We start from the raw sequence: 26,992 nt of genomic DNA on the forward strand, positions 1-26,992 counted from the left end.
GAGCGACGCGAGGCGCCGTGACGTCCTGAGGAGGAGCCCTTGTGGAAGCAGTGATCGCAGTCTTCGCCCTGCTCTTCGTGCTCTTTCTCGGGCTCGGGGCGTACGCCACCGTGAAGGCGGTCGGCGCCGCCAGGCGCGGCGTGGACCGCGGCATCGCGCAGGCCCGCCGCACGGTCGAGGACCACACACTGCGCGCCAAGTCCTTCGCCCAGCCCGGAGCCGCGGGCGAACTGGCCCAGCTCCGGCTGAAGCTGCGCACCTCGATGCGCGCCACCCAGGACGCCTTGCACGCGGCCGCCGCCGAGGACGCGTCCCTGAAGGAGTCCGTCGGCCTCTTCGAGCGGCTCAGCGCGCTCGGACACGAGCTGGACGGCGAGCTCAAGCGCCTGGAGTCGGAGCCGGACCGCGCCGCTCTCACCGAGCGGCTGCCCGGCCTGCGCGAGCGCACCGAACGCATCACGCACTCGGCGGACTCGCTGCGCTGGGCGGCCCGCGACCGGGCCCGCCGCTTCGCCGACGACGACCTGGACACCCTCAGCGCCCAGATCGACCTGGAGTCCGGCGCGCTGCGGCACTGGACGGGGCCGGAACCGCAGTCCGGGTCCGCACAGAGGTCCGCGTCCTCGCAGCAGTCCGCGTCCGCGCGGCAGCCCGGCTCGCCGCCGCGGCCCGCGACGCCGCCGTGGCCCGAGGCGCCCGCCGCCGACGCCGGCACGGCCGGGCAGACCTGGCCGGACCGTGCGCAGCCGGGCCCCGCGCAGGAACCGACGCGGCCCGCCATCACGCCGCCGGGACCGCGTCTGACGCACCCCTGGCAGAAGAAGCCCCGTCCCGAGAGCACCACTTGAACCGGCCACTCGCGCCGCAGGGCGCGGGGCCCGGGCTGCCACACGAGCGCTACGGCAGGTAACCTCCAGCTCATGTCCCGCCATGTCGCGATCGTCACCGATTCAACGGCCTACCTGCCGACCCGGACGATGGAGCGTCACGGCATCACAGCGGTACCGCTGACCGTGGTCCTCGGTGACCGGGCCTTGGAGGAGGGCACCGAGATCTCGACCCGGGCCCTCGCCCAGGCTTTGCAGAAGCGGCGGTCCGTGACGACCTCGCGGCCCGCTCCGGCGGTCTTCGAGGAGACCTACCGCAAGGTCGCCGAGTCCGGCGCCACCGGCATCGTCTCCCTCCACCTCTCCGCAGAGCTGTCCGGCACGTACGACGCGGCCGTCGTGGCCGCACGGCAGGCGCCGGTGCCGGTGCGGGTGGTGGACACCGGCATGATCGCGATGGCGCTCGGCTTCTGCGCGCTCTCCGCGGCGCAGACCGCCGAGTCGGGCGGGACGGTCGACGAGGCCGTCGCAGCGGCGGAGAAGAGGGCCGCGGGCAGCTCCGCCTACTTCTACGTCGACACCCTCGACTACCTGCGGCGCGGCGGCCGTATCGGCGCCGCTCAGGCGCTGCTGGGTTCGGCGCTCGCGGTGAAGCCGCTGCTGCAGCTGGCCGACGGCCGTATCGAACCGCTGGAGAAAGTGCGGACCGCTTCCAAGGCGATCGCCCGCCTGGAGGAGATCGCCGCCGACCGCGCGGGCAGCGCCCCGGTTGACGTCGCCGTCCACCATCTCGCCGCCCCCGACCGGGCCTCGGCCCTCGCCGACCGGTTGCGGACACGGGTGTCCGGGCTGGCCGATCTGCATGTCAGTGAGGTCGGGGCGGTGATCGGGGCGCACACGGGGCCCGGGCTGCTGGGAGTCGTGGTTTCGCCCCGGTGAACGTTGCTGTGGGTCTCCGGTCGCCCGTGTGAGTGACGGAGTTGTCCACAACCGGTGCTCTGTCCCCGGGAATTGACCATGATCATCGCGGGTCGGGCGAGGTGGCCGATCCTCGTCACATGGCACTTCGATCACGTTCACGCACAGCGACAGCGACCAGTGGGCCCGGCCGTGGGCCGGGGTCCGACGGGCGCGTCCGTCCTCACCGACGCCCGCCGGCCGCGCGCGGGCGGGCCGGACAGCGTCATGCCTCGGCGGAGGAACTCCGGCGGCGCGCGGGGGCGCTGTTCGGCGACCGCACCGGGCCGGTGGTGCATCCGGGGCGGGCCGAGCCGGCCGAACGGCCCCCAGGGCACCGGGAGTCGGGGCAGGGACCGCCGGGTCCGCCAGAGGGTGAGGAGAACGGGCGGCCGGGCCCGGCCCGTGGTGAGGAGAACGGGCGGTGGCTCGGTGGTCGGGAGACCCTCGGGCAGCCCGTGGGCGTCCCCCTTCCGCCGGCCGGTCCGGAGGGCGGCGCCGTGGAGGGAGCCTGGAGGGAGCGGGCGGGCCTGGCGCTGCGGGAGCGCATGCCGCTGTGGGTGCAGTCCAGGTGCGGTCTGGAGCGGCGGAGCGTACTGGCCCTGACGGTGGTGCTCGTCGTCGCGGCGGCATTCGCCGCGCAGCACTTCTGGACGGGGCGGACGCAGTCCGTGCGGGCGCCGGAGGTGGTGCGGGCGGCGGTGCCGTTCGGCGAGCGGCAGGAGAGCGGGCCGGACGGACAGAAGCGGGGCCCTGGTGCCGTCGGAGCTTCCTCCGGTGCGTCCTCCGAGGCCCCGTCCGGGTCCCTGAAGGCGGCGGCCGGCGAGATCGTCGTGGACGTCGGTGGCAAGGTCCGCGAGCCGGGGATCCACCGGCTGCCGCCCGGCTCGCGGGTGGCGGACGCGCTGCAGGCGGCGGGCGGGGTGAAGCCGGGCACGAAGACCGACGGGCTCAACCGTGCCCGGTTCCTCGTGGACGGCGAGCAGGTGATCGTCGGGGGACCGGCTCCCGCAGGCGGACCGGGGATGAGCGGTACGGCTCCGGGCGGCCCGGCCGGGGTGACGGGCGGGGTGGCGGGACCCGCGGAGCCGGTCTCCCTCAACACGGCCACCGCGGACCAGCTCGACACCCTGCCGGGCGTCGGTCCGGTGCTGGCACAGCACATCATCGACTACCGCACGCAGCACGGCGGTTTCCGTTCCGTGGACGAGCTGCGCGAGGTGAACGGCATCGGCGACCGCCGCTTCGCCGACCTGCGCGACCTCGTACGGCCATGAGGAGCCGCCCAGGCGCCCCGGCACGGCAGGACGAGGCCGCGCCCGGGCTCCGCCCCGCCCGGTCGTCCGTGCACGCGTCCTCCGGCACGCGTCTCGGCACGGCCCGTCCACGCCAGGAAGGCCCGGCGGACCTGCGGCTCGTGCCGCCCGCCCTCGCGGCCTGGGGCACGACGGCGCTGGTCCTGCCCGCCTCGCCCCGGTGGGCGCTCGGCATCGTGATCGGATGCCTGGCGGCCGCCGGACTGCTGTCCCTGGCCCGGGGCCGTCGGGCCGCGTCATGGCCGCGCGCCACGCTCGCCGCCCTGCTGCTGTGTGTCGCCGGGGCTGCCGCCTCGGCCGGACTGCACGGGGCGGATCTGCGCCGGGGACCCGTGCCCGGCCTGGCGCGGGAGTACGCGACGGTGACCTCCGAGGTCGAGCTCACGTCCGACCCCCGGCTCACCCGGCCCCGCGTGAGCGGCGATCACGTGGCTCCGACAGCCGTGCTGATCGACGCCGACGTGCTGCGGGTCCACGAGACGGGCGGCGCGGTGCTGACCACACGGACACCGGTGCTGATGATCGTGGACGTGGGCCCGGCCCCACTGGACCGGGCGGCCGGAGGGAGAGGGAGGGGGCGGTCGCCATGGCTCGGGCTGCTGCCGTCGACGCGGCTGCGGGTCGACGCCCGGCTGGCACCCGCCATGACGGGCGGAGACCGCGTCGCGGCAGTGCTGCGCGTGCGGGACCAGGGCGCACCGGACGTGGTGCGAGGGCCCTCCGGGCCGCAGCGGCTCGCCGGGCGGCTGCGTGCCGGGCTTCGGCAGGCGACCGACGGGCTGCCCGCGGACGCCCGGGCACTGCTGCCGGGACTGGTGGTCGGGGACACCTCACGTGTCACGCCCGAGCTGGAGGAGGCGTTCAAGGAGACCGATCTCACGCACACCCTGGCCGTCTCCGGCGCCAACTTCACGATCCTCCTCGCGCTGCTCCTCGGTCCGCCCGGCCTGGCGCAGCACGTCGAACGGCGGGGGCTCGCGCCCCGGCTGGGTGTCTCACTGCGCGGTACGGCCGTGCTCGGCGGGGTGCTCTCGCTCGGGTTCGTCGTGGTGTGCAGACCGGATCCGAGCGTGGTGCGGGCCGCGGCCTGCGGGGCCGTGGCCCTGCTCGCCCTGGCGACCGGTCGCCGGAGGTCGATGATCCCGGCGCTGGCGACGGCGGTTCTGCTGCTGGTGCTGTACGACCCGTGGCTGGCACGGAGTTACGGGTTCCTGCTGTCCGTCGTCGCGACCGGTGCCCTGCTCACACTCGCGCCGCGCTGGAGTGCCGGGTTGCGGCGGCGAGGGGTGCCGCCGAGGTGGGCGGAGGCCCTGGGCGCCGCCGCAGCCGCGCAGGCCCTGTGCGCGCCTGTCGTCGCCGTGCTGTCGGCGCGGGTGAGTGTGGTGGCGGTGCCGTGCAATCTGCTCGCGGAGTTCGCGATCGCGCCGGCGACCGTGCTGGGGTTCGCGGCACTGGCGACGGCGCCGGTGGCGATGCCGGTGGCCAAGGCCCTGGCCTGGTGCGCGCACTGGCCCGCCGAGTGGATCGCGGGGATCGCCCGGGCCGGGGCGGCACTGCCGGGCGGGGGAGTGGACTGGCCGGGCAGTTGGGCGGGCGCGGCGCTGCTGCCGGCCGTGACCCTCGCCCTGGTGCTCGTCGGACGGCGGCTGCTCGGGCATCCCTGGTGGTGCGGGATCTGCGGGGTGCTGCTGCTCCTGGTGGTGGTGCAGCCGCCACCGCTGACCCGGGTGGTGACGGGCTGGCCGCCGCCCGGCTGGCGGCTGGTGATGTGTGACGTGGGGCAGGGCGACGCCCTGGTGCTCGCGGCGGGCGAGGGGGCCGGGGTGGTGGTGGACGCGGGGCCCGACCCGCGGCTCGTCGACCGGTGTCTGCGCTCACTGGGCATCAGCCGGATCCCGCTGGTCGTGCTCACCCACTTCCACGCCGATCACGTGGCGGGCCTTCCCGGGGTGCTGCGTGGACGGGCGGTGGGCGCGATCGAGACGACGGGGCTGGAGGAGCCCGCGGACCAGGCCGCGTTCGTGCGGAGGCTGGCGGCGGCGCGGCGGATTCCCGTGACACGTGCGGCGGTCGGGGAGCGGCGGCGCACGGGTGAGTTGTCCTGGCAGGTGGTCTGGCCGCCCCCGAGCCCACCGCCGGACAGCCCACCGCCGGACTCGCGGCCGGGGGTGCTTGCGGGGGTGCGTCCGGCCCACCCGGCGCCGGAGGGGCCGAACGACGCCAGCGTCGCCCTGCTGGTCCGCTCGGCCGGACTGCGCCTGCTCCTCCTCGGAGATCTGGAGCCTCCGGCACAGAGGGCACTGGCGCGCTCGCCGGCAGCCGAGGCGCTGGAGGGGGTGGACGTGCTGAAGGTCGCCCACCACGGCTCGGCCTACCAGGACCCGGGCCTCATACGCCGGGCGGCCCCGCGCCTGGCCCTCATCTCCTGCGGTGCGGACAACTCGTACGGGCATCCGGCACCGGGCACGGTGGCGGCGTTGAGCGCCGGGGGCGCGACGGTGCTGCGGACGGACCGGGACGGCGCGCTCGCGGTCATGGGAGAGGGCGGCGACGAGCTGGCGGTGGCGCGAGACTGAAGGCATGAACTCAAGCCAGGTTGATGCGTACCTCCGCCGACTGGGAGTGGGACACCCGGCGTGGCCCACCGTCGACGCGCTGCGCGAACTGCACCTGCGGCACCTGCGGGCCGTGCCGTTCGAGAACCTCTCGATCCATCTGGGCGAGGAGATCGTGCTGGAGGAGAAGCGGTTGCTGGACAAGGTGGTGGACGGGCGGCGGGGCGGGTTCTGTTACGAACTCAACGGCTCCTTCGGGGCGTTGCTCACGGCGCTGGGATACGACGTGACGCTGCTGGCGGCGCGGGTGTACGGGGACGAGGGGCGGCCCGGCATCCCGTACGACCATCTCGCGCTGCGGGTACGGACGGTGGACGGGGGTGACTGGCTGGCCGATGTCGGGTTCGGCGCGCACAGTCATCTTCCGCTGGCGTTCGGGGAGCGGGGGGAGCAGCAGGATCCGGCGGGCATGTTCCGGGTCGTCGAGGCGGGGCCGGACGCGGCCGGAGTGCGCGGGGGGCACGGCACGGTGGAGGCGGCGGACCTGGACGTGCTCCGGGACGGCAGGGCGCAGTACCGCCTGGAGGTGCGGCCGCGGGCGCTCGCCGACTTCGCGGCCGGAGCGTGGTGGCACAGCACCTCGCCGGTCTCGCACTTCACACGGTCGCTGGTGTGTTCGCTGGTGACGGAGGAGGGAGGACGGATCACGCTCAGCGGGCGCCGGCTCACGGTGACGGCGGCCGACGGCACGCGCGAGGAGAGGGAGCTGGCGACGGACGAGGAGGTGCTCGGGGTGTACCGGGAGCGGTTCGGGATCGAGCTCGACAGGGTGCCGGTGTCGCGAAATCCCGCTTAGAGGTCAATTGCGGCCACAGGGGGCTACTCAGGCGTAGTACCAGCACATCTGCTGGATTCCCGTGATGTGGTCCCGTGTTGCCTCGAAAGCCTCATGGGTGGTCGAATGCGTCTTCGGTACGTGTGATCAACAGTGATCAACAGGCGATTTCGAGTCACTCAGAGGAGCCGTGGATGATCGGCCGCTGGCGGGCAAGCCGCACCGACCGGGTGCACCGGACGAGTCCCCTGGCGGCGGTGCCGACACCGCCGAGCGCGGGGGTGCTGGCCTGCCGGGTGCTGGACCCGGTCAACGAACCGGTCCGGCACGCGGAGTTCGCGGTGACGGACGCCGTGGGGCGGCCGGTCGTCAGCGGCGGAGCGGATCCGTACGGATCGTTCGTGACGACGGTGCCGGCGGGGGAGTACCGGCTGGCGGTGTCGGCGGAGGGGTACACGCCCTACCGGGCGACGACGCAGGTCACCGAGAACGCGCTCGCGTCACTCGGGGACGTGACGCTGCAGGTCGCCCGGCCGCCGGAGCTTCCCGCTACCGGTGACTGGGAGGTCGAGTCGGCGCACTCCTCGATCGGCTTCACCGCGCGGCACATCGGACTGGCCCGCATCCACGGGCAGTTCAAGTCGTTCGCGGGAGTGCTGCGGGTCGCCGATCCGGTGGAGCGGTCGGCGATGCACGTGGTGATCGACGCGGCGTCCATCGACACCAACATGAGGATGCGGGACGACCATCTGCGCTCGGCGGACTTCCTGGACGTCGAGAGGTTTCCGACGCTGGAGTTCTACAGCGACCGGTTCGTGCACAAGGGCGGGAACCGGTGGGCCGTGACCGGGGCGCTGTCACTGCACGGCGTGACGCGGACGGTCACGCTGGACACGGAGTACCTGGGTCTGGGCAACGGCATGGAGGGCGAGGTGCGGGCGGCCTGCCGCGCCACGACCGAACTGCACCGGGACGACTTCACGGTGAGCTGGCAGACCATGCTGGCGCGCGGCATCGCGGTGGTGGGGCCGAGCATCAGGGTCGACCTCGATGTGCAGATCGTCCGCAAGGGCTGAGTGACCCGGCCGCGCGGCGGTGTCGGACAATGTCCGGCGTGAGTGATGTGCGACATGTGCTGGTGCTGCCCGACCGTGATGCCGCGGAAGAGGTGGTGGAGGCGCTGCGGGAGCGGTTCGGGGTCGTCGAGGAGCCGCACCTGGTGCGGGACGCCCTCGCCGGGGAGGACGACGCCGAGGACGCGCAGTGGCTGGTCGTCCTGCGGGACGAGGACAAGCGGCTGGATTCCGGGGAGCTGGACCGGCTGGCCGGCGAGTGGGAGGGCTGGCGGGAGGAACCGTAGGCGGTCCTCCGAGCGCGTACGGCCCGCGTCGGGGTCCGCTGTCAGTGGCGCGTGGGATGCTTGGGGCGATGGCCAGGAAGACTGCGAATGACGACCCCCTCGCCCCGGTGACGCTAGCCGTGGGCCAGGAGGAGCTGCTCCTCGACCGTGCGGTGCAGGAGGTGGTGGCCGCGGCGAAGGCGGCCGACGCCGACACGGACGTACGGGACCTGACCCCGGACCAGTTGCAGCCCGGCACGCTCGCCGAGCTGACGAGCCCGTCGCTCTTCGCGGAGCGCAAGGTCGTGGTCGTGCGCGGCGCGCAGGATCTGTCGGCCGACACGATCAAGGACGTGAAGGCATACCTCGGGGCACCGGCCGAGGAGATCACCCTCGTGCTGCTGCATGCCGGCGGGGCCAAGGGCAAGGGGCTGCTCGACGCGGCGCGCAAGGCGGGGGCCCGCGAGGTGGCCTGCCCGAAGATGACGAAGCCGGCGGACCGGCTGGCGTTCGTGCGGGGCGAGTTCAGGACGACGGGGAGGTCCGCCACGCCGGAGGCGTGCCAGGCGCTCGTCGACGCGATCGGCAGCGATCTGCGGGAGCTGGCCTCGGCGGTGTCGCAGCTGGTCGCGGACGTCGAGGGGACGATCGACGAGGCGGTCGTCGGGCGGTACTACACCGGGCGGGCCGAGGCGTCGAGCTTCACGGTCGCCGACCGGGCGGTCGAGGGGCGGGCCGCGGAGGCCCTGGAGGCGTTGCGCTGGTCGCTGGCGACCGGGGTCGCGCCGGTGCTCATCACGAGCGCGCTCGCGCAGGGGGTCCGGGCGATCGGGAAGCTGTCCTCCGCGCGCGGAGGGCGGCCGGCGGATCTCGCGCGGGAGCTGGGCATGCCGCCGTGGAAGATCGACCGGGTGCGGCAGCAGATGCGGGGCTGGACCCCGGACGGCGTGTCGGTCGCGCTGCGGGCCGTGGCCGAGGCGGACGCGGGGGTGAAGGGCGGGGGCGACGACCCCGAGTACGCCTTGGAGAAAGCAGTGGTCACCATCGCCAGGGCGGCCCGCTCCAGGGGGCGCGGCTAGCGGGACCCGGGCCGACAGGGACTGCCTCAGAACACCGGCTCCCCCATCCCCAGCAGATTGCCCTCGCTGTCGTGGAACCAGGCGCCGCGTTCGCCCCGCGCGACCTTGCTGGGGTAGTTGCCCTCGATCTCGGCGATTCCGCCCCGCGTGCGGAAGCCCGGGGCGTCGACCTCCTCGAAGACCACCCCGCGGCGCTTCAGTTCGGCGACCGCCGCATCGAGATCCTCGACCTCCAACGCCATCTGCGTGAAGGTGCCCGGGGAGGCCCCCGTCGAGCGGAACAGGACGAACTCCGCGCCGCCGCACCGGTAGAGCAGCCCGCCGGGGCGTTCGTCCACGGGATCCAGACCCAGTTTCTCCGCGTAGAAGCGCCGCGCCCGCTCCAGGTCCTGGGCGGGGAGCCTGGTCGCCGCGCGGACCAGGACCGGTGCCTCGGTGTCGTGTGCGTCCATCTCTCCACTGTGCCGTGATCGAGTCGCCCTCTTCCTGCCGGAGAGGAGAATCGGGTGTATCAGCCGTACGTCGCCAAGTGACGGAGAGGTGGCGAAGACCATGGCTGAACACCCGCACGCAGCGCTGGTCCGCAAGGGATTCGAGGCCTTCTCGCGTGGTGACATGGACACTCTGCGCGGATTGATGGCGGGGGACGCCACCCACCACGTGCCCGGCGATCACCCGTTGTCGGGCGACTACAAAGGGGTGGACTCGATCATCGAGATGTACGAACGGCTCGGCGCGGAGACGAACGGAACCATGCGCGTCGACCTGATCGGCATCGCTGTCGACGGCCGTGGTCACGCGGTCGGCATGACCCGCTTCATGGCCGAGCGCAACGGCAAGAGCCTCGACGACACCGGCTGCATCGTCTTCCGGATCGTCGGAGACAAGGTCACCGACCTCGACGAGTGCGTGGAGGACATCGACAAGAACAACGAGTTCTGGTCCTGAACAGGCCGAAGGCCCCGCCGACCGCCCTGGGGAAGGGCGGAAGGCGGGGCCTTCGGTACGAGCTGCTGGATCCGCGCCCGCGTGGCGAACGCAGGCCGCGCGCGGATCCGGGGTGCCGGACGGGAGCGGATGAGAGAGGGCCCGCTCGGTTCCCTCCGGCGTCACATCAGATGTCAGCCCTTGAGCGCGTCGACCTTCGAAGCCAGCGCCGACTTCTTGTTGGCGGCCTGGTTCTTGTGGATGACGCCCTTCGAGACGGCCTTGTCGAGCTGACGCGCGGCGACGCGCTGGTACTCGGTGGCCTTCTCGACGTCACCCGCGGCAGCAGCCTCACGGGCCTTGCGGATCGCGGTCTTGAGGGAGGACTTGACGGCCTTGTTGCGCAGCCGCGCCTTCTCGTTGGTCTTGATCCGCTTGATCTGGGACTTGATGTTCGCCACGAATGAGCCTTCTCAGGTTCTGGCACGAGGCCGCACGGACACCGCACGATTCCCGCACCGGGTGATTTCTTGGGTCGTGCCTCCTGCGAGAGGGCATGAGGCACAGCCACCCAGGCTACCAGCGGCCCCTTCCGCGGCCCAAACCCGTCCGTGGTCCCCACCCGTGGGACCATGGAGGCTACGTATCGATCCGACCCGAGACCGCAGACACTGCGGACGCCTCAAGAATCAGGACCCTGCGTGCCCGCGATCCCCAGCCACGTGCCCGAGCCGAGCCGTACCGACCCGGCTCTGATCCGCAACTTCTGCATCATCGCGCACATCGACCACGGCAAGTCCACGCTCGCCGACCGGATGCTCCAGCTCACCGGAGTGGTCGAGCAGCGGCAGATGCGCGCCCAGTACCTCGACCGCATGGACATCGAGCGCGAGCGTGGCATCACGATCAAGTCACAGGCGGTGCGTCTGCCGTGGGCTCCCACCCACGACAAGAACGACACGCACATCCTGAACATGATCGACACCCCCGGGCACGTCGACTTCACCTACGAGGTCTCCCGGTCGCTCGCCGCGTGCGAGGGGACCATCCTCCTGGTCGACGCCGCCCAGGGCATCGAGGCGCAGACCCTCGCCAACCTCTACCTGGCGATGGAGAACGACCTCAAGATCATCCCGGTGCTCAACAAGATCGACCTGCCGGCGGCGCAGCCCGAGAAGTTCTCCGAGGAGCTCGCCAACCTGGTCGGGTGCGACCCCGAGGACGTGCTCAAGGTGTCCGCCAAGACGGGCCTGGGCGTCGAGGCGCTGCTCGACAAGGTCGTCGCGGAGATCCCGCCACCGGTCGGTGTCGCCGACGCCCCCGCCCGCGCGATGATCTTCGACTCGGTCTACGACTCCTACCGCGGTGTCGTGACGTACGTCCGTGTCATCGACGGCCAGCTCAACAAGCGCGAGCGGATCCGGATGATGTCCACCGGAGCCACGCACGAGCTGCTGGAGATCGGCACCAACTCCCCGGAGATGCTGTCGGCCGACGGTCTCGGCGTCGGCGAGGTGGGCTACCTCATCACCGGTGTGAAGGACGTCCGCCAGTCCAAGGTCGGTGACACCGTCACCAGCCAGCACAAGGGCGCCGAGGAGGCGCTCGGCGGTTACAAGGACCCCAAGCCGATGGTCTTCTCGGGCCTGTATCCGCTGGACGGCTCCGACTACCCCGAGCTGCGCGAGGCGCTGGACAAGCTCCAGCTCAACGACGCCGCCCTCGTCTACGAGCCGGAGACCTCCGCCGCCCTCGGCTTCGGTTTCCGCGTCGGTTTCCTCGGCCTGCTGCACCTGGACGTGATCAGGGAGCGGCTGGAGCGCGAGTTCGGCCTCGACCTCATCGCCACCGCGCCGAACGTGGTCTACCGCGTCCTCATGGAGGACGGCACCGAGCACACGGTGACCAACCCGAGCGAGTTCCCCGAGGGCAAGATCTCGGAGGTCTACGAGCCGGTCGTGCGGGCCACCATCCTCGCGCCCAGCGAGTTCATCGGCTCGATCATGGAGCTGTGCCAGACCCGGCGCGGCACCCTGCTCGGCATGGACTACCTCTCCGAGGACCGGGTCGAGATCCGCTACACCCTGCCGCTCGCCGAGATCGTCTTCGACTTCTTCGACCAGCTGAAGTCCAAGACCCGCGGCTACGCCTCCCTCGACTACGAGCCCACCGGCGAGCAGACCTCCAGCCTGGTCAAGGTCGACATCCTGCTGCACGGCGACAAGGTGGACGCCTTCTCGGCGATCACCCACAAGGACGCCGCGTACGCGTACGGTGTGCGGCTCGTCGCCAAGCTGCGCGAGCTCATCCCGCGGCAGGCCTTCGAGGTGCCCATCCAGGCCGCCATCGGCTCCCGGGTCATCGCCCGCGAGACCATCCGCGCCATCCGTAAGGACGTCCTCGCCAAGTGCTACGGCGGTGACATCTCCCGTAAGCGGAAGCTGCTGGAGAAGCAGAAGGAGGGCAAGAAGCGGATGAAGATGGTGGGTTCCGTGGAGGTTCCGCAGGAGGCCTTCATCGCCGTCCTGTCGAGTGATGACAGCGCGGGGTCGGGCAAGGGCAAGAAGTAATCACTGATTACCGCGGGTTACACCGCAATCCGGGTTGAACAGGGGCCCGCCGTGCGAAAGTGCGGCGGGCCCTGCGCGTTCGCGGGGTAGCTCTCTGTACGAAGTGACAGGCCGCGGACCCTTACGCGGGGGCCGGTCGCCCTTTACTCTGATCCCTGCTCGATAGTTACTCGCGAGTTAAACAAGGGCTCGCGAGCGAACCCAGCCGCACCTGAGCCAGCCGCACGTCGCGGGCCCGGAGGATGTCGTGAGCGACACACAGACCCTGATCGAGAACCGTCCGCCGTCCGTGGCGGGCCTCTTCCTGGAGCGCGTGGCGGCCACGCCGGACGCCGAGGCCTATCGGTATCCGGTCCCGTCGGCGGGCCAGGGGCCGGACGACTGGAAGTCACTGACCTGGGCGCAGTCCGCCGAGCGGGTCTACGCCATCGCGGCGGGCCTCATCGAGCTGGGTGTGCAGCCCGAGCAGCGCGTGGCCCTCGCCGCCGGTACCCGGATCGAGTGGATCCTCGCCGACCTCGGCATCATGTGCGCCGGAGCGGCCACGACCACGGTGTACCCGCAGACCAACGCCGACGAGTCCGCGTACATCCTGTCGGACTCCGAGAGCCGGGTGCTGATCGCGGAGAACGCCGAGCAGCTGGCCAAGGCGCGGGAGAAGCGCGCCGAGCTGCCCGAGCTGACGCATGTCGTGGTGATCGACGGGGCCGGTGTCGAGACCGCCGACTGGATCCTCACCCTGGACGAGCTGGAGAAGCGCGGCGCGGCCCGGCTGGAGAAGGACCCCGACCTGATCAAGGAGCGGGTCGGCGCGATCACCAAGGACCAGCTGGCCACCCTCATCTACACCTCCGGCACCACGGGCCGCCCCAAGGGGGTGCGCCTGCCGCACGACAACTGGTCGTACATGGCGAAGGCGATCGCGGCGACGGGGCTGGTCGGCACGGAGGACGTGCAGTACCTGTGGCTGCCCCTCGCGCACGTCTTCGGCAAGGTGCTGACCTCCGGGCAGATCGAGGTCGGGCATGTCACCGCCGTGGACGGCCGGGTCGACAAGATCATCGAGAATCTGCCGGTGGTGCAGCCGACGTACATGGCGGCCGTGCCGCGCATCTTCGAGAAGGTCTACAACGGCGTGGCCGCCAAGGCCCGGGCGGGCGGCGGTGCCAAGTACAAGATCTTCCAGTGGGCGGCCGAGGTGGCCCGCGAGTACGCCAAGGCCGCCCAGGACAACTTCCGCCGGACCGGCACCGCGTCCGTGCCGTTCGGGCTGGGCGCGAAGCACAAGGTGGCCGACGCGCTGGTGTTCGCCAAGATCCGCGAGGCCTTCGGCGGGAACCTGCGGGCCTGCGTCTCCGGTTCCGCCGCCCTCGCGCCGGAGATCGGCTACTTCTTCTCGGGGGCCGGCATCCACATCCTGGAGGGCTACGGACTGACCGAGTCCTCCGCCGCGTCCTTCGTGAACCCGGGCGAGGCCTACCGCACCGGTACGGTCGGCAAGCCGTTCCCCGGCACAGAGGTGCGGATCGCCGACGACGGGGAGATCCTGCTGCGCGGCCCGGGCATCATGGAGGGCTACCACAAGCTGCCCGAGAAGACCGCCGAGGTGCTGGAGCCGGACGGCTGGTTCCACACCGGGGACATCGGGGAGCTGTCGCCCGACGGCTACCTGCGGATCACCGACCGCAAGAAGGACCTCATCAAGACCTCGGGCGGCAAGTACATCGCCCCGGCGGAGGTCGAGGGGCAGTTCAAGGCGGTGTGCCCGTACGTGTCCAACATCCTGGTGCACGGGGCCGACCGGAACTTCTGCACGGCGCTGATCGCGCTCGACGAGGTCGCCATCACCGACTGGGCCAAGGACAACGGCCTGGAGGGCAAGTCGTACGCGGAGATCGTCGCCGCGCCGGTGACCGTCGAGATGGTCGACGGGTATGTGAAGCAGCTCAACGAGGGGCTGCAGCGGTGGCAGACCATCAAGAAGTTCCGGCTGCTGCCGCGGGATCTGGACGTCGAGCACGGTGAGATCACGCCGAGTTTGAAGCTGAAGCGGCCCGTGGTGGAGCGGGAGTACAAGCATCTGATCGACGAGATGTACGACGGGTCTCGCGAGGCGTAGGGGGTGGTTGGGGCTGTGTCGCGGCTGCGGGTCCGTTGTGGCTTGTCGCGCAGTTCCCCGCGCCCCTAAGTGGCCTGTCCCACCCGACGTTTGAGCTCCTGGATCTCTGCGCGCAGGCGTTCCACCTCTCTTCCTTTGCGGTAGAGGTCCAGGAAGACGCTGACCTTTGCCCTGAGGACCCACGGGTCGAAGGGCTTGGTCACGTAGTCGGCGGCGCCGGTCGCGTAGCCGCGGAAGGCGTAGCCGGCGTCGTCGTCCGCGCCGGTGAGGAAGATGATCGGGACGTCCCGGGTCTGGTCGAGGCGTTTGATGTGGGCGGCCGTCTCGAAGCCGTCCATGCCGGGCATGCGGATGTCGAGCAGGACCAGGGCGATCGGCTGCCGCAGCAGGGCCTTCATCGCCTCCTCGCCGGAACGGGCGCGCAGCAGCGGCTCGTTGAGGGAGGCGAGGACGGCCTCCAGGGCGGTGAGGTTGTCCTCCATGTCGTCGACCAGGAGGATTCCGGCGCGTTCGGGGTGGGTGGGCGTGCCGCTCATGCCTCTTCTTCCGTGCCCTCGGGGTCCAGTAGGGCGCACACGACCGTCAGCAGGCCGTCGATGTCCACCGGCTTGGGGACGTAGTCGTTGGCGCCGCGGGCGATGGACTTCTCCCGGTCGCCGGGCATCGCCTTGGCGGTCAGGGCCACGATCGGCAGGCCCGACCAGCGGGGTGTGCGGCGGATCGCGGAGATGGTCTCGTAGCCGTCCATCTCCGGCATCATGATGTCCATCAGCACCAGTTCGACGCCGGCGCTGCGCTCCAGCGTCTCGATGCCCTCGCGGCCGTTCTCCGCGTAGAGCACGGTCATGCCGACCCGGCCCAGGACATGGGTGAGGGCGAAGACGTTGCGGATGTCGTCGTCGACGATCAGCACCCGCCGGCCGGCGAGGATCCGGCCCGGCCGGCCGGACGTCCACGCCTCCAGCTTCGTCGGCGACGGCCAGGCGTCGTCCGTGTCGTGCGCGACCGGGACGGTCCCGGCGGCGGGCTCGAGGGGCAGCGGGAGGGCGGCGCGGTCCTGGGGCACGGATGCGGGCGCGGTGTGGCCGGGGCTGACGACCGGCACGTACAGGGTGAACGTAGAGCCCTTCCCGGGTTCGCTCTCGGCGACGATCCGGCCGCCGAGCAGGCCCGCGATCTCCCGGCTGATGGACAGGCCGAGGCCGGTTCCGCCGTACTTGCGGTTGGTGGTGCCGTCGGCCTGCGCGAACGCCTCGAAGATCACCGGGAGTTTCTCCGGCGCGATCCCGATGCCGGTGTCGGACACGGCGAACGCGATGACGTCGTCGGTGTCCCGGACCCAGCGGTGCTCGGCGTCCTGCACCCGGTCCACCCGCAGCTCGACCTTGCCGGACGCGGTGAACTTGATCGCGTTGGAGAGGAGGTTGCGCAGGATCTGCTGCAGGCGTTGTTCGTCCGAGTACATCTCCCGCGGCACGTCCTCGCCGACCGCGACCTCGAAAGCGAGCCCCCGGTCGAGGGTGAGGGGCCGGAAGGTGGCGTGGACGTAGTCGAGCAGCTTGATGAGCGGGAGCCGCTTGGGGCGTACGTCCATCCGGCCGGCCTCGATCTTCGACAGGTCCAGGATGTCGTTGATCAGCTGCAGGAGGTCCGATCCCGAGCGGTGGATGGTCGTGGCGAACTGCACCTCCTGGTCGGAGAGATGGCCGTCCGGGTTGTCGGAGAGCAGCCGGGCCAGGATCAGCAGCGAGTTCAGCGGCGTACGCAGCTCGTGCGACATGTTGGCCAGGAACTCCGACTTGTACTGGGACGACGTCGCCAGCAGGGCCGCCTTCTCCTCCAGTTCGGCATTGGAGCGCTGCAGTTCGCCCTGCTGCTTCTGGAGTTCGTCCGAGCGCTCCTGGAGCTGCATGGCCAGGCGCTGGGACTCGCCGAGCAGCGACTCCGTGCGGGAGTTGGCGATGATCGTGTTGATGGCGACGCCGATGGTGTTGACGAACTGGTCGAAGAACGCCAGGTGGACGTCGGAGAAGCGGGAGAACGAGGCGAGCTCGATGACGCCGAGGAGCTTGTCCTCGAAGAGGATCGGGATGATGACGATCGTGGTCGGGGCCGCCTCGCCCAGACCGCTGTTGATCTTGATGTAGTCGGGTGGGGCGCCCTCCACCAGGATGCGCTTCTTCTCCCTGGCCGCCTGCGCGACCAGGCCGTGCACCGGCAGGCCGCCGGTCTCGACGGTCGCGTCCTGGGCGGCACCGTACCCGGCGATGAAGGCGAGCCCCTTGGTGGGAGTCGCGGCTCCGGCCTCTTCCGGGTCGGCCAGGTAGAACGCGCCGTACTGGGCGTTCACCAGCGGGGTCAGCTCGCGGAGTATCAGGTCGGCGACCTCCATCAGGTCCCGGTGGCCCTGCATGAGGGCGGCGAGCCGGGCCAGGTTGGACTCCAGCCAGTCCTTGGCGCGGGTCGTCTCGCGCAGGTTGGCCACCATCAGGTTGATGTTGTCCTTGAGCTCGGCGACCTCGCCCTGCGTCTCCACGGTGATCGAGCGGGACATGTCGCCCTGGGCCACCGCGGAGGCGACCTCGGCGATGGCGCGGACCTGGGTGGTGAGGTTGGAGGCGAGTTCGTTGACGTTCGTCGTCAGGCGCTTCCACGTGCCGTAGACGCCTTCGACCCGGGCCTGGCCGCCGAGCCGTCCCTCCGAGCCCACCTCGCGGGCGACCCGCGTGACCTCCGAGGAGAAGGAGGACAGCGTGTCGACCATGGTGTTGATGGTGGTCTTCAGCTCCAGGATCTCGCCGCGCGCGTCCACGTCGATCTTCCGGGACAGGTCGCCCTGCGCCACGGCCGTCGCGACCTGGGCGATGTTGCGCACCTGGGAGGTGAGGTTGTCGGCCATGTAGTTGACGTTGTCCGTCAGGTCCCGCCAGACGCCGGAGACGCCCAGCACCTGGGCCCGGCCGCCGAGCCGCCCGTCGGTGCCGACCTCCCGGGCCACCCGTGTCACCTCGTCGGCGAAGGCGCGCAGCTGCTCCACCATCGTGTTGACGGTGTCCTTCAGCTCCAGGATCTCGCCGCGCGCGTCGACGGTGATCTTCTTCGACAGGTCGCCGTTGGCGACGGCCGTCGTCACCTGGGCGATGTTGCGGACCTGCGAGGTCAGGTTCAGCGCCATGAAGTTGACGTTGTCGGTGAGGTCCTTCCAGACGCCGGAGACGCCCCGCACCTGGGCCTGGCCGCCGAGGTTGCCTTCCGTGCCGACCTCGCGGGCGACGCGGGTGACCTCGTCGGCGAAGGCGGAGAGCTGGTCGACCATCGTGTTGATCGTGGACTTCAGCTCCAGGATCTCGCCCTTGGCCTCCACCGTGATCTTCTTGCCGAGGTCGCCCTGCGCGACGGCGGTGGAGACCAGGGCGATGTTGCGGACCTGCGAGGTGAGGTTGTCCGCCATGAAGTTGACGTTGTCGGTGAGGTCCTTCCAGACGCCGGAGACGCCCCGCACCTGCGCCCGGCCGCCGAGGTTGCCCTCGGTGCCGACCTCGCGGGCGACGCGGGTGACCTCGTCGGCGAAGGCGGACAGTTGGTCGACCATCGTGTTGATGGTCGACTTCAGCTCCAGGATCTCGCCCTGAGCGTCGACCGTGATCTTCTGGGACAGGTCGCCGTTGGCCACCGCCGTGGTCACCTGGGCGATGTTGCGGACCTGGGACGTCAGATTCGACGCCATGAAGTTGACGTTGTCGGTGAGGTCCTTCCAGACGCCGGACACGCCCCGCACCTGCGCCCGGCCGCCCAGCCGGCCCTCGGTGCCGACCTCGCGGGCCACCCGGGTGACCTCGTCGGCGAAGGCGGAGAGCTGGTCGACCATCGTGTTCACGGTCAGCTTCAGCTCCAGCAGCTCGCCGGTCGCCTCCACCGTCACCGTGCGGGTCAGGTCGCCGCGGGCCACCGCGGTCGTCACCGCCGCGATGTCCCGGACCTGGGCCGTCAGCCGGGACGCCATCGTGTTGACGGCCTCCGTCACGTCCCGCCAACTGCCCGACAGACCCTGCACCTTGGCCCGCCCGCCGAGCCGCCCCTCGGTGCCCACCTCGCGGGCCACCCGCGTCACCTCGCCGGTGAACAGGGAGAGCTGGTCCACCATCTTGTTCACGGCCCGGCCCAGGTGCCGCAGATCACCGCGCAACTGCCGCGTCCCGTCGTGCAGATCGACCCGCTGGGTCAGATCGCCGCCGGCCACCGCGTCCAGCACGCGCGTGGCGTTCGCCGCCGGGGCGACCAGGGCGTCGAGCAACTGGTTCACGTCATCGACCCGGGACGTCCACAAGCCCTGGCCCGGGCTGGCCGAGAGCCGCTCGTCGAGCCGTCCGTGCCGCACCAGTTCCCGACGGACGCGCTGCACCTCGGAGGTGAAGTGGACGCTGCGGTCCATGATCTGGTTGTAGACGGCGGTCAGTTCGGCCACCATCCCGTGGCCTGATTCCGGCACCTTGCCGAAGTCGCCGTCGCGTGCAGCGGTCATGGCGGCGAGCAGCGGGCGCAGATCGGATGCACGAATCTGACCGTCTTCGTACCGGTCTTCGACCACAGGAGTAGCACTGTTCTCACTCATGGCGGCCCACTTCGGTAACTCGGCGCTTATGGGCGGGGTCAGTCTGTCACTCTGTCGGCATCGACTGTGGCGTATTCGTACGAACTGCCCGGGGAGCTGTCCATGGGGGCCATTCCGACGCAACGGGAGACCGCCTCCCGTGCCTCAGAAGCGCCTGTACCCGCTTGGGAGACGCCCGTGCCCGTCCAGGAAGGGCCCGTTGCCGAGGAGCCCGCACCGGCCGCGGAGGTGGGGACACCGTCCGCCGGGGCGCCCGCCTCCGGCACACGCGCGCCCGCCCGCACGGCGCCCGGGTCCGCCGCCGAGGCGCCCGTACCGGAGCGCACGCGGGCGCACGCGACCCTGCCCGGCACCTCGCTCGCCCCGGGCGCCGCCCGCGCCCTGGTGCGCGAGGCTCTCGCCGGGTGGACCGGGCTCGGACTGCCCGGCGCCGAGCACCTCACCGACCGCCTCGCCGACGACGCCACCCTCGTCGTCAGCGAACTCGTCACCAACGCCGTCGTGCACGCCGGCACCGACGTCGAGACGGCGTTCCGGCTGGAAGGCGCCGTGGGCGGCACCCCGGACACGACCGCGGTGGTCGTCGAGGTCTCCGACCACCACCCCTCCCGTGCCCCGCGCGGCGGCGAGCCGGAGACCCCCCATGACACCCCCGATCACGGGCGCGGGCTGCGGCTCGTCGCCGCGCTCTGCGAGGCGTGGGGGGTCACGTACCGTACGGGCCGCAAGACCGTATGGGCCCGGCTGCCCGCCGGCGGCTGCGCCGCGGACGAGCAGACCGAGGCGTACGCCGGTGAGCACGCGCTCGCGCGCGGCCTGCGGACGGCCGAGACCCCGCCACCCGAACCACGCCCGGGCGAGGAGGCGGAGAAGGCTCTGCGGTCCGGGGGCGGCGGAGACCTGTGGGACCCGCGTGCGGACCGGGAGCCGTGGGGGCGGCCGAGGGGCACCCGATACAACTGGGGCACACGGGGCGACGGCGAAGAGCGGTGGGACGGGCAGGACCCGGCGGCCCCCCACGCGGAGGCGCAGCCCCGGCCCGGCTTACGGGAGTCCCGTGACCTGCGCGACTTCAACGATCTGCGGGACTGGCGGGACCGGCACGAGAACCGCGACGGACGGCACGGCCCCGACGGCGCCTGGCTCGGCCGCGGCGCCCTGTCCTTCCTCGCCGAGGCCTCCGACCTCCTCGCCGGACAGCTCGACGAGGACCTCGTCGCTGCCCTCGCCGGGCAGCTGATCGTGCCCCGGCTGGCCGACTGGTGCGCGGTGTGGCTGGAGGACGAGGCCACCGCCGGCGGCTGGAGCGGTGGAGCCGGCCTGGGCGGACCGCGCCTCGCCCGGGTCTGGCACGGCAGCGAGAACCGCATCGAGGAGCTGCGCCGCGCCCTGGAGAAGGACCCTCCGCAACCGTTCGACCCGATGGGTGCGTCTCCGTTCGAGCGCGGCCGGGACCAGGGCGGATCCGGGCCCGTCGACTGCCCCTGGCCCGGCGAGGCGCTGGGGGACGACGATCCCGGTTCGGCCCTCGCGTACCGCCTGGTCGCCGGGGGACGCCCGCTGGGCACCCTCGTCATCGGGCGGTCCGGGCCGGCCGGCTTCCCCGACGAGATCACCGGCCTCGTCGAGGACCTCAGCCGCCGGGTGGCCCTCGCCATCGGCGCCGCCCGCCAGTACGCCCGGCAGGCCACCATCAGCGCCGTGCTCCAGCGCGGGCTGCTGCCCGGCGCCGTCGCCGAGATCCCCGGTGTGCGCAGCGCCCTCGTCTACGAGCCGTGCGACAAGGGCGGTCCCAGCGGCGACTTCTACGACCTGTTCCCGGCCGGCGACGGACGCTGGTGCTTCGCCGTCGGCGACGTCCAGGGCAAGGGTCCCGAGGCGGCCGTCGTGATCGGGCTGGCCCGGCCCTGGCTGCGGCTGCTGGCCCGCGAGGGCTACCGGGTCGCCGACGTCCTCGACCGCCTCAACCAGCTCCTGCTCGACGACGCCACGGAGGCCGCCGACGCGGCCGCCCGGGCGCTGGTCGCCGCGGGCGCGCTAGCCACCCCGCCCGGCGACGGCCCCCAGACCCGCTTCCTGTCCCTGCTCTACGGCGAGCTCGTCCCCTTCGACGGTGGTGTCCGCTGCACCGTCGCCTCCGCCGGGCACCCGCTGCCCCTGGTGCTGGGGGCGGGCGGTGAGGTGCACACGGTCGCGCAGCCCCAGACCCTGCTCGGCGTCGTCGACGACGCCACCTACACCAGCGACACCTTCGAGCTGCGGTCCGGCGACACCCTGCTGTGCGTCACCGACGGGGTGACCGAGCGCCGCTCGGGCTCCCGCCAGTTCGACGACGGGGACGGGCTCGCGGCGGCGCTGGCCGGGTGCGCGGGCCTGGACGCGGAGCTGATAGCCGAGCGGATCAAACGGCTGGTGCACGAGTTCGGCGCCCGGCCCCCGGCGGACGATCTGGCGCTGCTGGTGCTCCAGGCGGACTGACCGCCCGGGTGCTGGACAATGGAAGGCATGCCTTCCGCACTCCCCGACGGCGAGCCCGTCCCCGACGACGGCGCGCTGCCCGCGTCCGCCCTCGCCGGGGCCGCCGATCGTCCGCTCGGGTTCTACCTGCACGTCCCGTACTGCGCGACCCGCTGCGGCTACTGCGACTTCAACACGTACACCGCGACCGAGCTGCGCGGCACCGGCGGCGTACTGGCGTCCCGCGACAACTACGCCGAGACGCTGGCCGACGAGATCCGGCTGGCGCGCAAGGTGCTGGGGGACGATCCGCGGCCGGTGCGGACGGTGTTCGTGGGCGGCGGCACGCCCACACTGCTGGACGCCGGTGACCTCGTACGGATGCTGAAGGCCGTGCGGGACGAGTTCGGGCTGGCGGAGGACGCCGAGGTCACGACCGAGGCGAACCCGGAGTCGGTCGATCCCGCGTACCTGGCCGCCCTGCGCGAGGGGGGCTTCAACCGGATCTCCTTCGGGATGCAGAGCGCGCGGCAGCACGTGCTGAAGGTGCTGGACCGTACCCACACGCCCGGGCGGCCCGAGGCCTGTGTGGCGGAGGCCAGGGCGGCCGGGTTCGAGCACGTCAACCTCGACCTGATCTACGGCACACCGGGCGAGTCCGACGACGACTGGCGGGCCTCGCTGGACGCGGTGCTGGGGGCCGGGCCGGATCACGTGAGTGCGTACGCCCTGATCGTCGAGGAGGGCACGCAGCTGGCCCGCCGGATCCGCCGGGGCGAGGTGCCGATGACCGACGACGACGTCCACGCCGACCGGTACCTGATCGCGGACGGGGTGCTCTCCGGGGCGGGCTTCGAGTGGTACGAGGTGTCGAACTGGGCGACCTCGGCGGCCGGGCGGTGTCTGCACAACGAGCTGTACTGGCGGGGGGCCGACTGGTGGGGGGCCGGGCCCGGTGCGCACAGCCATGTGGGCGGGGTGCGGTGGTGGAACGTGAAGCATCCGGGGGCGTACGCGGCCGCGCTGGCTTCGGGGAGGTCGCCGGGGGCCGGGCGTGAGGTGCTGTCGGGGGAGGACCGGCGGGTCGAGCGGATTCTGCTGGAGCTGCGGCTCAAGGAGGGGGTGCCGTTGTCGCTGCTGCGGGAGGAGGGGCTTGCGGCGTCTCGGCGGGCGCTGTCCGAGGGGTTGCTCCAGGAAGAGCCGTATGCGGAGGGCCGGGCTGTGCTGACCTTGCGCGGGCGGTTGCTGGCGGACGGGGTTGTGCGCGATCTCGTGGACTGAGGTGCTGGGCGTGGGTGTTGAGGCCGGGTGGGTCCGCAGCCCGGCGTAGCGGGGCGCCGCTGCGCCCACCCTTCCCCAAGCTCTCGGCTTCGCTCGAGCAGGGGGGACCGCCATCGCCCCTCGCGGCACGCATGCCCGCAGCTAGGGCGCCGTGACGAAGTCGATGAGTTCTTCCACCCTGCCCAGCAGTTCCGGCTCCAGGTCCTTGTACGAATGGACGCCCGACAGGATCCGCTGCCAGGCCGCGCCCGTGTTCTCCGGCCAGCCCAGGGCCCGGCACACGCCCGTCTTCCAGTCCTGGCCGCGCGGGACCCGGGGCCAGGCGGTGATGCCCAGCGACGACGGCTTCACCGCCTCCCAGATGTCGATGTAGGGGTGGCCCACGACCAGCGCGTGCTCGCTCGTCACCGACTGTGCGATGCGCCACTCCTTGCTGCCCGGAACCAGGTGGTCCACCAGGACGCCCAGCCGCGCGTCCGGCCCGGGACCGAACTCGGAGACGATCGACGGCAGGTCGTCGACGCCCTCCAGGTACTCCACGACCACGCCCTCGATGCGCAGGTCGTCGCCCCACACCCTCTCGACCAGCTCGGCGTCGTGTCGGCCCTCGACGTAGATGCGGCCGGCGCGGGCCACGCGGGCGCGGGCGCCGGGGACGGCGACCGACCCCGAGGCCGTGCGGGCGGGACGTGCCGGGCCGCCGGGCGCGGGGCGGACCAGGGTCACCACCCTGCCCTCCAGCAGGAAGCCGCGTGGCTCCATCGGGAACACCCGGTGCTTGCCGAAGCGGTCCTCCAGCGTCACCGTGCCCGCCTCGCAGCGGATCACCGCGCCGCAGAAGCCGGTCCCCGGCTCCTCCACCACCAGGCCCGGCTCCGCCGCCACCTCGGGCACCGGCTTCGGCTTCTTCCACGGCGGGGTCAGATCGGCGGAGTACTGGCGCATTCGAATGACGATAGGAGAAGGCCGTCGGCGATCACCGCGACACGCCGAAACGCGCTGCCAGCGCGTCCCGTTGCGCCCGCACGAACACCGCGTCCACCACCGCTCCGTGACCGGGCACGTACACCGCGTCCTCGCCGCCGAGATCGAGCAGCCGGTCGAGGGCGGCAGGCCACTGCGACGGCACCGCGTCGGGGCCCGCCTGGGGCTCACCGGACTCCTCGACCAGGTCCCCGCAGAACACGACCTCCGGATCACCGGGCACCAGCACCGCCAGGTCGTGCGCGGTGTGCCCCGGCCCGACGTTCGCCAGCAGCACCTGCCGGCCGCCGCCCAGGTCGAGCGTCCACTCGCCGGAGACCAGATGGCCTGGGGTGACCAGCCGCTCCGCCGCCTCCCGGGCCGCGGGCGCCGCCAGACCCTGGCGCACCGCGTCCTCGCGCAGCTCCTCACGGTCCCGCACCCGCGACAGCAGCGCGTCCACGCCCACCGCGCCGAACACCTCGGTGCCGGGGAGGGCCCCGGCGCCGAGGACGTGGTCGAAGTGCGGATGGGTCAGCGCGAGATGTGTCACACGGTGACCGGTGAGCGCCCGCGCCTGCGCACCCAGCTTCGCGCCCTCGGCGAGGCTCGACCCCGCGTCGATCATGAGGACCGCCCCCTCGCCGGCGACCAGCCCGATCGTGCAGTCCCACACCGGCAGCCGGCACCGCCCCACCCCGGCGGCCACGCGCTCCCATCCGAGGTCTTCCCAAGTCACCGTCATACGGCGACGCTAGCGGGTACGCCCCGCTCGGGGCGCGGCGCCGCACGACCAGCCTTGCCGGGGGTGTACCCCACCGCCGTACACTGGGCCGGGGAATGCTGGCACTCGCACGCGCAGAGTGCCAGGCCGGACCGGCAGGGCAAGCAGGCGGAGACTTCTGGAGGTGTGCGCGATGCTCAGTGAACGCAGGCTGCAGGTGCTGCGCGCCATCGTCCAGGACTACGTCGGCACCGAGGAGCCGGTGGGCTCCAAGGCCCTCACCGAGCGGCACAGCCTCGGCGTCTCCCCGGCCACCGTCCGCAACGACATGGCGGCCCTCGAGGACGAGGGGTACATCGCCCAGCCGCACACCAGTGCCGGGCGCATCCCCACCGACAAGGGATACCGGCTGTTCGTCGACAAGCTCGCCGGCGTCAAGCCGATGACCGCGCCCGAGCGGCGCGCGATCCAGAACTTCCTCGAGGGTGCCGTCGACCTCGACGACGTCGTGGCGCGCACGGTACGGCTGCTCGCGCAGCTGACGCGTCAGGTCGCCGTCGTGCAGTACCCGTCGCTGACCCGTTCGACCGTGCGGCACGTGGAGTTGCTCTCCCTGGCGCCCGCACGCGTGATGCTGGTGCTGATCACGGACACCGGGCGGGTCGAGCAGCGGGTGGTCGACTGCCCGGCGCCCTTCGGCGACGCCTCGCTCGCGGATCTGCGCGCGCGGCTCAACAGCCGTGTGGCGAACCGGCGTTTCGCGGATGTGCCCGGTCTGGTGGAGGATCTGCCCGAGGCGTTCGAGCACGAGGACCGGGGTACGGTCTCCACGGTGCTCTCCACACTTCTGGAGACGCTCGTCGAGGAGAACGAGGAGCGGCTGATGATCGGCGGCACCGCCAATCTGACCCGCTTCGGGCATGACTTCCCTCTCACGATCCGGCCGGTGCTGGAGGCGCTTGAGGAGCAGGTCGTGCTCCTCAAGCTGCTCGGCGAGGCGAAGGATCCGGGCGTGACCGTACGGATCGGTCACGAGAACGCCCACGAAGGACTCAACTCCACGTCCGTCGTGTCGGTCGGCTACGGTTCGGGCGGCGAGGCAGTCGCCAAGCTCGGCGTGGTCGGACCGACCCGCATGGACTACCCGGGAACGATGGGAGCGGTACGCGCAGTGGCACGGTACGTCGGACAGATCCTGGCGGAGTCGTAGTGGCCACGGACTACTACGCCGTACTCGGCGTGCGCCGCGACGCGTCGCAGGAAGAGATCAAGAAGGCCTTCCGGCGGCTCGCGCGCGAGCTGCACCCGGACGTCAACCCCGATCCGAAGACCCAGGAGCGGTTCAAGGAGATCAACGCCGCTTACGAGGTGCTGTCGGACCCGCAGAAGAAGCAGGTCTACGACCTCGGCGGCGACCCGCTCTCGCAGGCCGGAGGCGGCGGCGCGGGCGGCTTCGGAGCCGGTGGCTTCGGGAACTTCTCGGACATCATGGACGCGTTCTTCGGGACGGCGTCGCAGCGCGGACCGCGCTCGCGCACCCGCCGCGGCCAGGACGCGATGATCCGTATCGAGGTCGAGCTCGACGAGGCGGCCTTCGGTACGACCAAGGACATCCAGGTCGACACGGCCGTCGTCTGCAACACCTGCAGCGGTGAGGGCGCGGCCCCGGGCACCTCCGCCCAGACGTGTGACATGTGCCGCGGCCGCGGTGAGGTCTCGCAGGTGACCCGGTCCTTCCTGGGGCAGGTCATGACGTCCCGGCCGTGCCCGCAGTGCCAGGGCTTCGGCACGGTCGTCCCGACCCCGTGCCCGGAGTGCGCCGGTGACGGCCGCGTCCGGTCCCGCCGTACGCTCACGGTCAAGATCCCGGCCGGTGTCGACAACGGCACGCGGATCCAGCTCGCCGGAGAGGGCGAGGTCGGCCCCGGCGGCGGCCCGGCCGGTGACCTCTACGTCGAGATCCACGAGCTGCCGCACAGCACGTTCCAGCGGCGCGGCGACGATCTGCACTGCACGGTGACGATCCCCATGACGGCGGCGGCCCTCGGCACGAAGGTGCCGCTGGAGACGCTCGACGGCATGGAGGAGGTCGACATCCGCCCGGGCACCCAGTCCGGCCAGTCGATCCCGCTGCACGGCCGGGGCGTCACGCACCTGCGCGGCGGCGGACGCGGCGACCTCATCGTCCACGTCGAGGTCCAGACCCCGACCAAGCTCGACCCCGAGCAGGAACGCCTGCTGCGCGAGCTCTCCAAGCTCCGCGGCGAGGAACGGCCCACGGGGCAGTTCCAGCCGGGGCAGCAGGGGTTGTTCTCGCGGTTGAAGGACGCCTTCAACGGTCGCTGACGGGGCGCCCGTAACCGGTGATACAGGGCGCCTCCCGGGTGACGGGAGGTGCCTGTTCCTCTGGTCTATGCCAGTCGGCAGGCCG

21 protein-coding genes are annotated in these 26,992 nt (G+C 71.9%); 15 read left to right on the top strand and 6 right to left on the bottom strand.

Translation table 11 applies throughout. The features are described 5' to 3' along the window. The first annotated feature begins 41 nt into the window (after positions 1-41). From ADK65_RS07995 to holA, 8 genes are all read left to right on the top strand, one after another. The gene (locus ADK65_RS07995; protein WP_078955857.1) at positions 42-848 is read left to right on the top strand and encodes a hypothetical protein; all 807 of its coding nucleotides are present in this window, start codon (positions 42-44) and stop codon (positions 846-848) included. Positions 849-920: 72 nt separating this feature from the next. Further along, the gene (locus tag ADK65_RS08000; RefSeq protein WP_053669112.1) at positions 921-1,766 is read left to right on the top strand and encodes a DegV family protein; all 846 of its coding nucleotides are present in this window, start codon (positions 921-923) and stop codon (positions 1,764-1,766) included. Between the two features lie 119 nt (positions 1,767-1,885). Beyond that, positions 1,886-3,061, top strand: coding sequence for a ComEA family DNA-binding protein (locus tag ADK65_RS08005; protein WP_078955858.1), 1,176 nt, complete (start codon positions 1,886-1,888; stop codon positions 3,059-3,061). Continuing rightward, positions 3,058-5,676, top strand: a complete 2,619-nt coding sequence (locus ADK65_RS08010; protein WP_078955859.1) for a ComEC/Rec2 family competence protein — start codon at positions 3,058-3,060, stop codon at positions 5,674-5,676. Before ADK65_RS08005 ends, ADK65_RS08010 begins: the two co-directional genes overlap by 4 nt. Positions 5,677-5,680: 4 nt before the next feature. Beyond that, positions 5,681-6,511 carry an arylamine N-acetyltransferase family protein gene (locus ADK65_RS08015; protein WP_053669118.1) on the top strand — a complete coding sequence of 277 codons (831 nt, stop codon included), beginning with the start codon at positions 5,681-5,683 and terminating at the stop codon, positions 6,509-6,511. 173 nt (positions 6,512-6,684) lie between these two features. Then, a complete protein-coding gene (locus ADK65_RS08020) occupies positions 6,685-7,566 on the top strand; it encodes a YceI family protein (protein ID WP_107092230.1) in 882 nt (293 codons plus the stop codon). 38 nt (positions 7,567-7,604) lie between these two features. Beyond that, positions 7,605-7,850: a hypothetical protein gene (locus tag ADK65_RS08025; RefSeq protein WP_078955868.1), complete on the top strand. Its 246-nt coding sequence runs from the start codon at positions 7,605-7,607 to the stop codon at positions 7,848-7,850. A gap of 68 nt (positions 7,851-7,918) precedes the next feature. Beyond that, positions 7,919-8,908, top strand: coding sequence for a DNA polymerase III subunit delta (gene holA, locus ADK65_RS08030; protein WP_199825587.1), 990 nt, complete (start codon positions 7,919-7,921; stop codon positions 8,906-8,908). A gap of 26 nt (positions 8,909-8,934) precedes the next feature. Here the strand turns inward: holA and ADK65_RS08035 are convergent, their stop codons facing one another. After that, the gene (locus ADK65_RS08035) at positions 8,935-9,360 is read right to left on the bottom strand and encodes a VOC family protein (RefSeq protein ID WP_053669125.1); all 426 of its coding nucleotides are present in this window, start codon (positions 9,358-9,360) and stop codon (positions 8,935-8,937) included. A 100-nt stretch (positions 9,361-9,460) separates the two neighbouring features. Between ADK65_RS08035 and ADK65_RS08040 the strand changes: the two genes are divergently transcribed. Beyond that, positions 9,461-9,856 (top strand): nuclear transport factor 2 family protein, encoded by a 396-nt coding sequence (locus ADK65_RS08040; protein ID WP_053669275.1) that lies wholly within the window; start codon positions 9,461-9,463, stop codon positions 9,854-9,856. Between the two features lie 173 nt (positions 9,857-10,029). Here the strand turns inward: ADK65_RS08040 and rpsT are convergent, their stop codons facing one another. Continuing rightward, positions 10,030-10,296 carry a 30S ribosomal protein S20 gene (gene rpsT / locus ADK65_RS08045; RefSeq protein WP_053669127.1) on the bottom strand — a complete coding sequence of 89 codons (267 nt, stop codon included), beginning with the start codon at positions 10,294-10,296 and terminating at the stop codon, positions 10,030-10,032. 240 nt (positions 10,297-10,536) lie between these two features. On the opposite strand from rpsT, the gene lepA reads away from it, so the two are divergent. Both lepA and ADK65_RS08055 read left to right on the top strand, forming a co-directional pair. Further along, positions 10,537-12,405, top strand: coding sequence for a translation elongation factor 4 (gene lepA / locus ADK65_RS08050; RefSeq protein ID WP_053669128.1), 1,869 nt, complete (start codon positions 10,537-10,539; stop codon positions 12,403-12,405). 247 nt (positions 12,406-12,652) lie between these two features. After that, the gene (locus ADK65_RS08055; RefSeq protein ID WP_053669131.1) at positions 12,653-14,524 is read left to right on the top strand and encodes an AMP-dependent synthetase/ligase; all 1,872 of its coding nucleotides are present in this window, start codon (positions 12,653-12,655) and stop codon (positions 14,522-14,524) included. A 65-nt stretch (positions 14,525-14,589) separates the two neighbouring features. On the opposite strand, the gene ADK65_RS08060 is transcribed toward ADK65_RS08055, so the two are convergent. Further along, positions 14,590-15,060 (bottom strand): response regulator, encoded by a 471-nt coding sequence (locus ADK65_RS08060; RefSeq protein WP_053669132.1) that lies wholly within the window; start codon positions 15,058-15,060, stop codon positions 14,590-14,592. Then, the gene (locus ADK65_RS08065) at positions 15,057-19,136 is read right to left on the bottom strand and encodes a HAMP domain-containing protein (RefSeq protein ID WP_199825588.1); all 4,080 of its coding nucleotides are present in this window, start codon (positions 19,134-19,136) and stop codon (positions 15,057-15,059) included. The genes ADK65_RS08060 and ADK65_RS08065 overlap by 4 nt, the downstream gene beginning before the upstream one ends. Positions 19,137-19,313: 177 nt before the next feature. On the opposite strand from ADK65_RS08065, the gene ADK65_RS08070 reads away from it, so the two are divergent. Both ADK65_RS08070 and hemW read left to right on the top strand, forming a co-directional pair. Further along, positions 19,314-21,614 carry a SpoIIE family protein phosphatase gene (locus tag ADK65_RS08070; RefSeq protein ID WP_053669134.1) on the top strand — a complete coding sequence of 767 codons (2,301 nt, stop codon included), beginning with the start codon at positions 19,314-19,316 and terminating at the stop codon, positions 21,612-21,614. Positions 21,615-21,641: 27 nt separating this feature from the next. Then, complete coding sequence (hemW, locus tag ADK65_RS08075) at positions 21,642-22,874, top strand: radical SAM family heme chaperone HemW (RefSeq protein WP_053669136.1); 1,233 nt, start codon at positions 21,642-21,644, stop codon at positions 22,872-22,874. Between the two features lie 141 nt (positions 22,875-23,015). On the opposite strand, the gene ADK65_RS08080 is transcribed toward hemW, so the two are convergent. Continuing rightward, positions 23,016-23,819, bottom strand: a complete 804-nt coding sequence (locus ADK65_RS08080; protein ID WP_053669139.1) for a DUF3097 domain-containing protein — start codon at positions 23,817-23,819, stop codon at positions 23,016-23,018. Positions 23,820-23,850: 31 nt separating this feature from the next. Beyond that, complete coding sequence (locus ADK65_RS08085; RefSeq protein ID WP_053669142.1) at positions 23,851-24,582, bottom strand: MBL fold metallo-hydrolase; 732 nt, start codon at positions 24,580-24,582, stop codon at positions 23,851-23,853. A 172-nt stretch (positions 24,583-24,754) separates the two neighbouring features. Between ADK65_RS08085 and hrcA the strand changes: the two genes are divergently transcribed. Then, entirely contained in the window at positions 24,755-25,771 is a 1,017-nt protein-coding gene (hrcA, locus tag ADK65_RS08090) for a heat-inducible transcriptional repressor HrcA (RefSeq protein WP_053669144.1), read from the top strand. Then, complete coding sequence (gene dnaJ / locus ADK65_RS08095) at positions 25,771-26,907, top strand: molecular chaperone DnaJ (RefSeq protein WP_033306348.1); 1,137 nt, start codon at positions 25,771-25,773, stop codon at positions 26,905-26,907. The genes hrcA and dnaJ overlap by 1 nt, the downstream gene beginning before the upstream one ends. The last annotated feature ends 85 nt before the right edge of the window (positions 26,908-26,992 follow it).

Source organism: Streptomyces sp. NRRL B-1140 (genome assembly GCF_001280065.1).
Lineage (GTDB): Bacteria > Actinomycetota > Actinomycetes > Streptomycetales > Streptomycetaceae > Streptomyces.

Excerpts from the sequence above, each read along its gene's own strand:
- ADK65_RS08000 (WP_053669112.1), top strand. The coding sequence starts at position 921 with ATGTCCCGCCATGTCGCGATCGTCACCGATTCAACGGCCTACCTGCCG.
- ADK65_RS08005 (WP_078955858.1), top strand. The coding sequence starts at position 1,886 with ATGGCACTTCGATCACGTTCACGCACAGCGACAGCGACCAGTGGGCCC.
- ADK65_RS08010 (WP_078955859.1), top strand. The coding sequence starts at position 3,058 with ATGAGGAGCCGCCCAGGCGCCCCGGCACGGCAGGACGAGGCCGCGCCC.
- ADK65_RS08015 (WP_053669118.1), top strand. The coding sequence starts at position 5,681 with ATGAACTCAAGCCAGGTTGATGCGTACCTCCGCCGACTGGGAGTGGGA.
- ADK65_RS08020 (WP_107092230.1), top strand. The coding sequence starts at position 6,685 with ATGATCGGCCGCTGGCGGGCAAGCCGCACCGACCGGGTGCACCGGACG.
- holA (WP_199825587.1), top strand. The coding sequence starts at position 7,919 with ATGGCCAGGAAGACTGCGAATGACGACCCCCTCGCCCCGGTGACGCTA.
- ADK65_RS08035 (WP_053669125.1), bottom strand. The coding sequence starts at position 9,360 with ATGGACGCACACGACACCGAGGCACCGGTCCTGGTCCGCGCGGCGACC.
- ADK65_RS08040 (WP_053669275.1), top strand. The coding sequence starts at position 9,461 with ATGGCTGAACACCCGCACGCAGCGCTGGTCCGCAAGGGATTCGAGGCC.
- ADK65_RS08060 (WP_053669132.1), bottom strand. The coding sequence starts at position 15,060 with ATGAGCGGCACGCCCACCCACCCCGAACGCGCCGGAATCCTCCTGGTC.
- ADK65_RS08065 (WP_199825588.1), bottom strand. The coding sequence starts at position 19,136 with ATGAGTGAGAACAGTGCTACTCCTGTGGTCGAAGACCGGTACGAAGAC.
- hemW (WP_053669136.1), top strand. The coding sequence starts at position 21,642 with ATGCCTTCCGCACTCCCCGACGGCGAGCCCGTCCCCGACGACGGCGCG.
- ADK65_RS08080 (WP_053669139.1), bottom strand. The coding sequence starts at position 23,819 with ATGCGCCAGTACTCCGCCGATCTGACCCCGCCGTGGAAGAAGCCGAAG.
- ADK65_RS08085 (WP_053669142.1), bottom strand. The coding sequence starts at position 24,582 with ATGACGGTGACTTGGGAAGACCTCGGATGGGAGCGCGTGGCCGCCGGG.
- hrcA (WP_053669144.1), top strand. The coding sequence starts at position 24,755 with ATGCTCAGTGAACGCAGGCTGCAGGTGCTGCGCGCCATCGTCCAGGAC.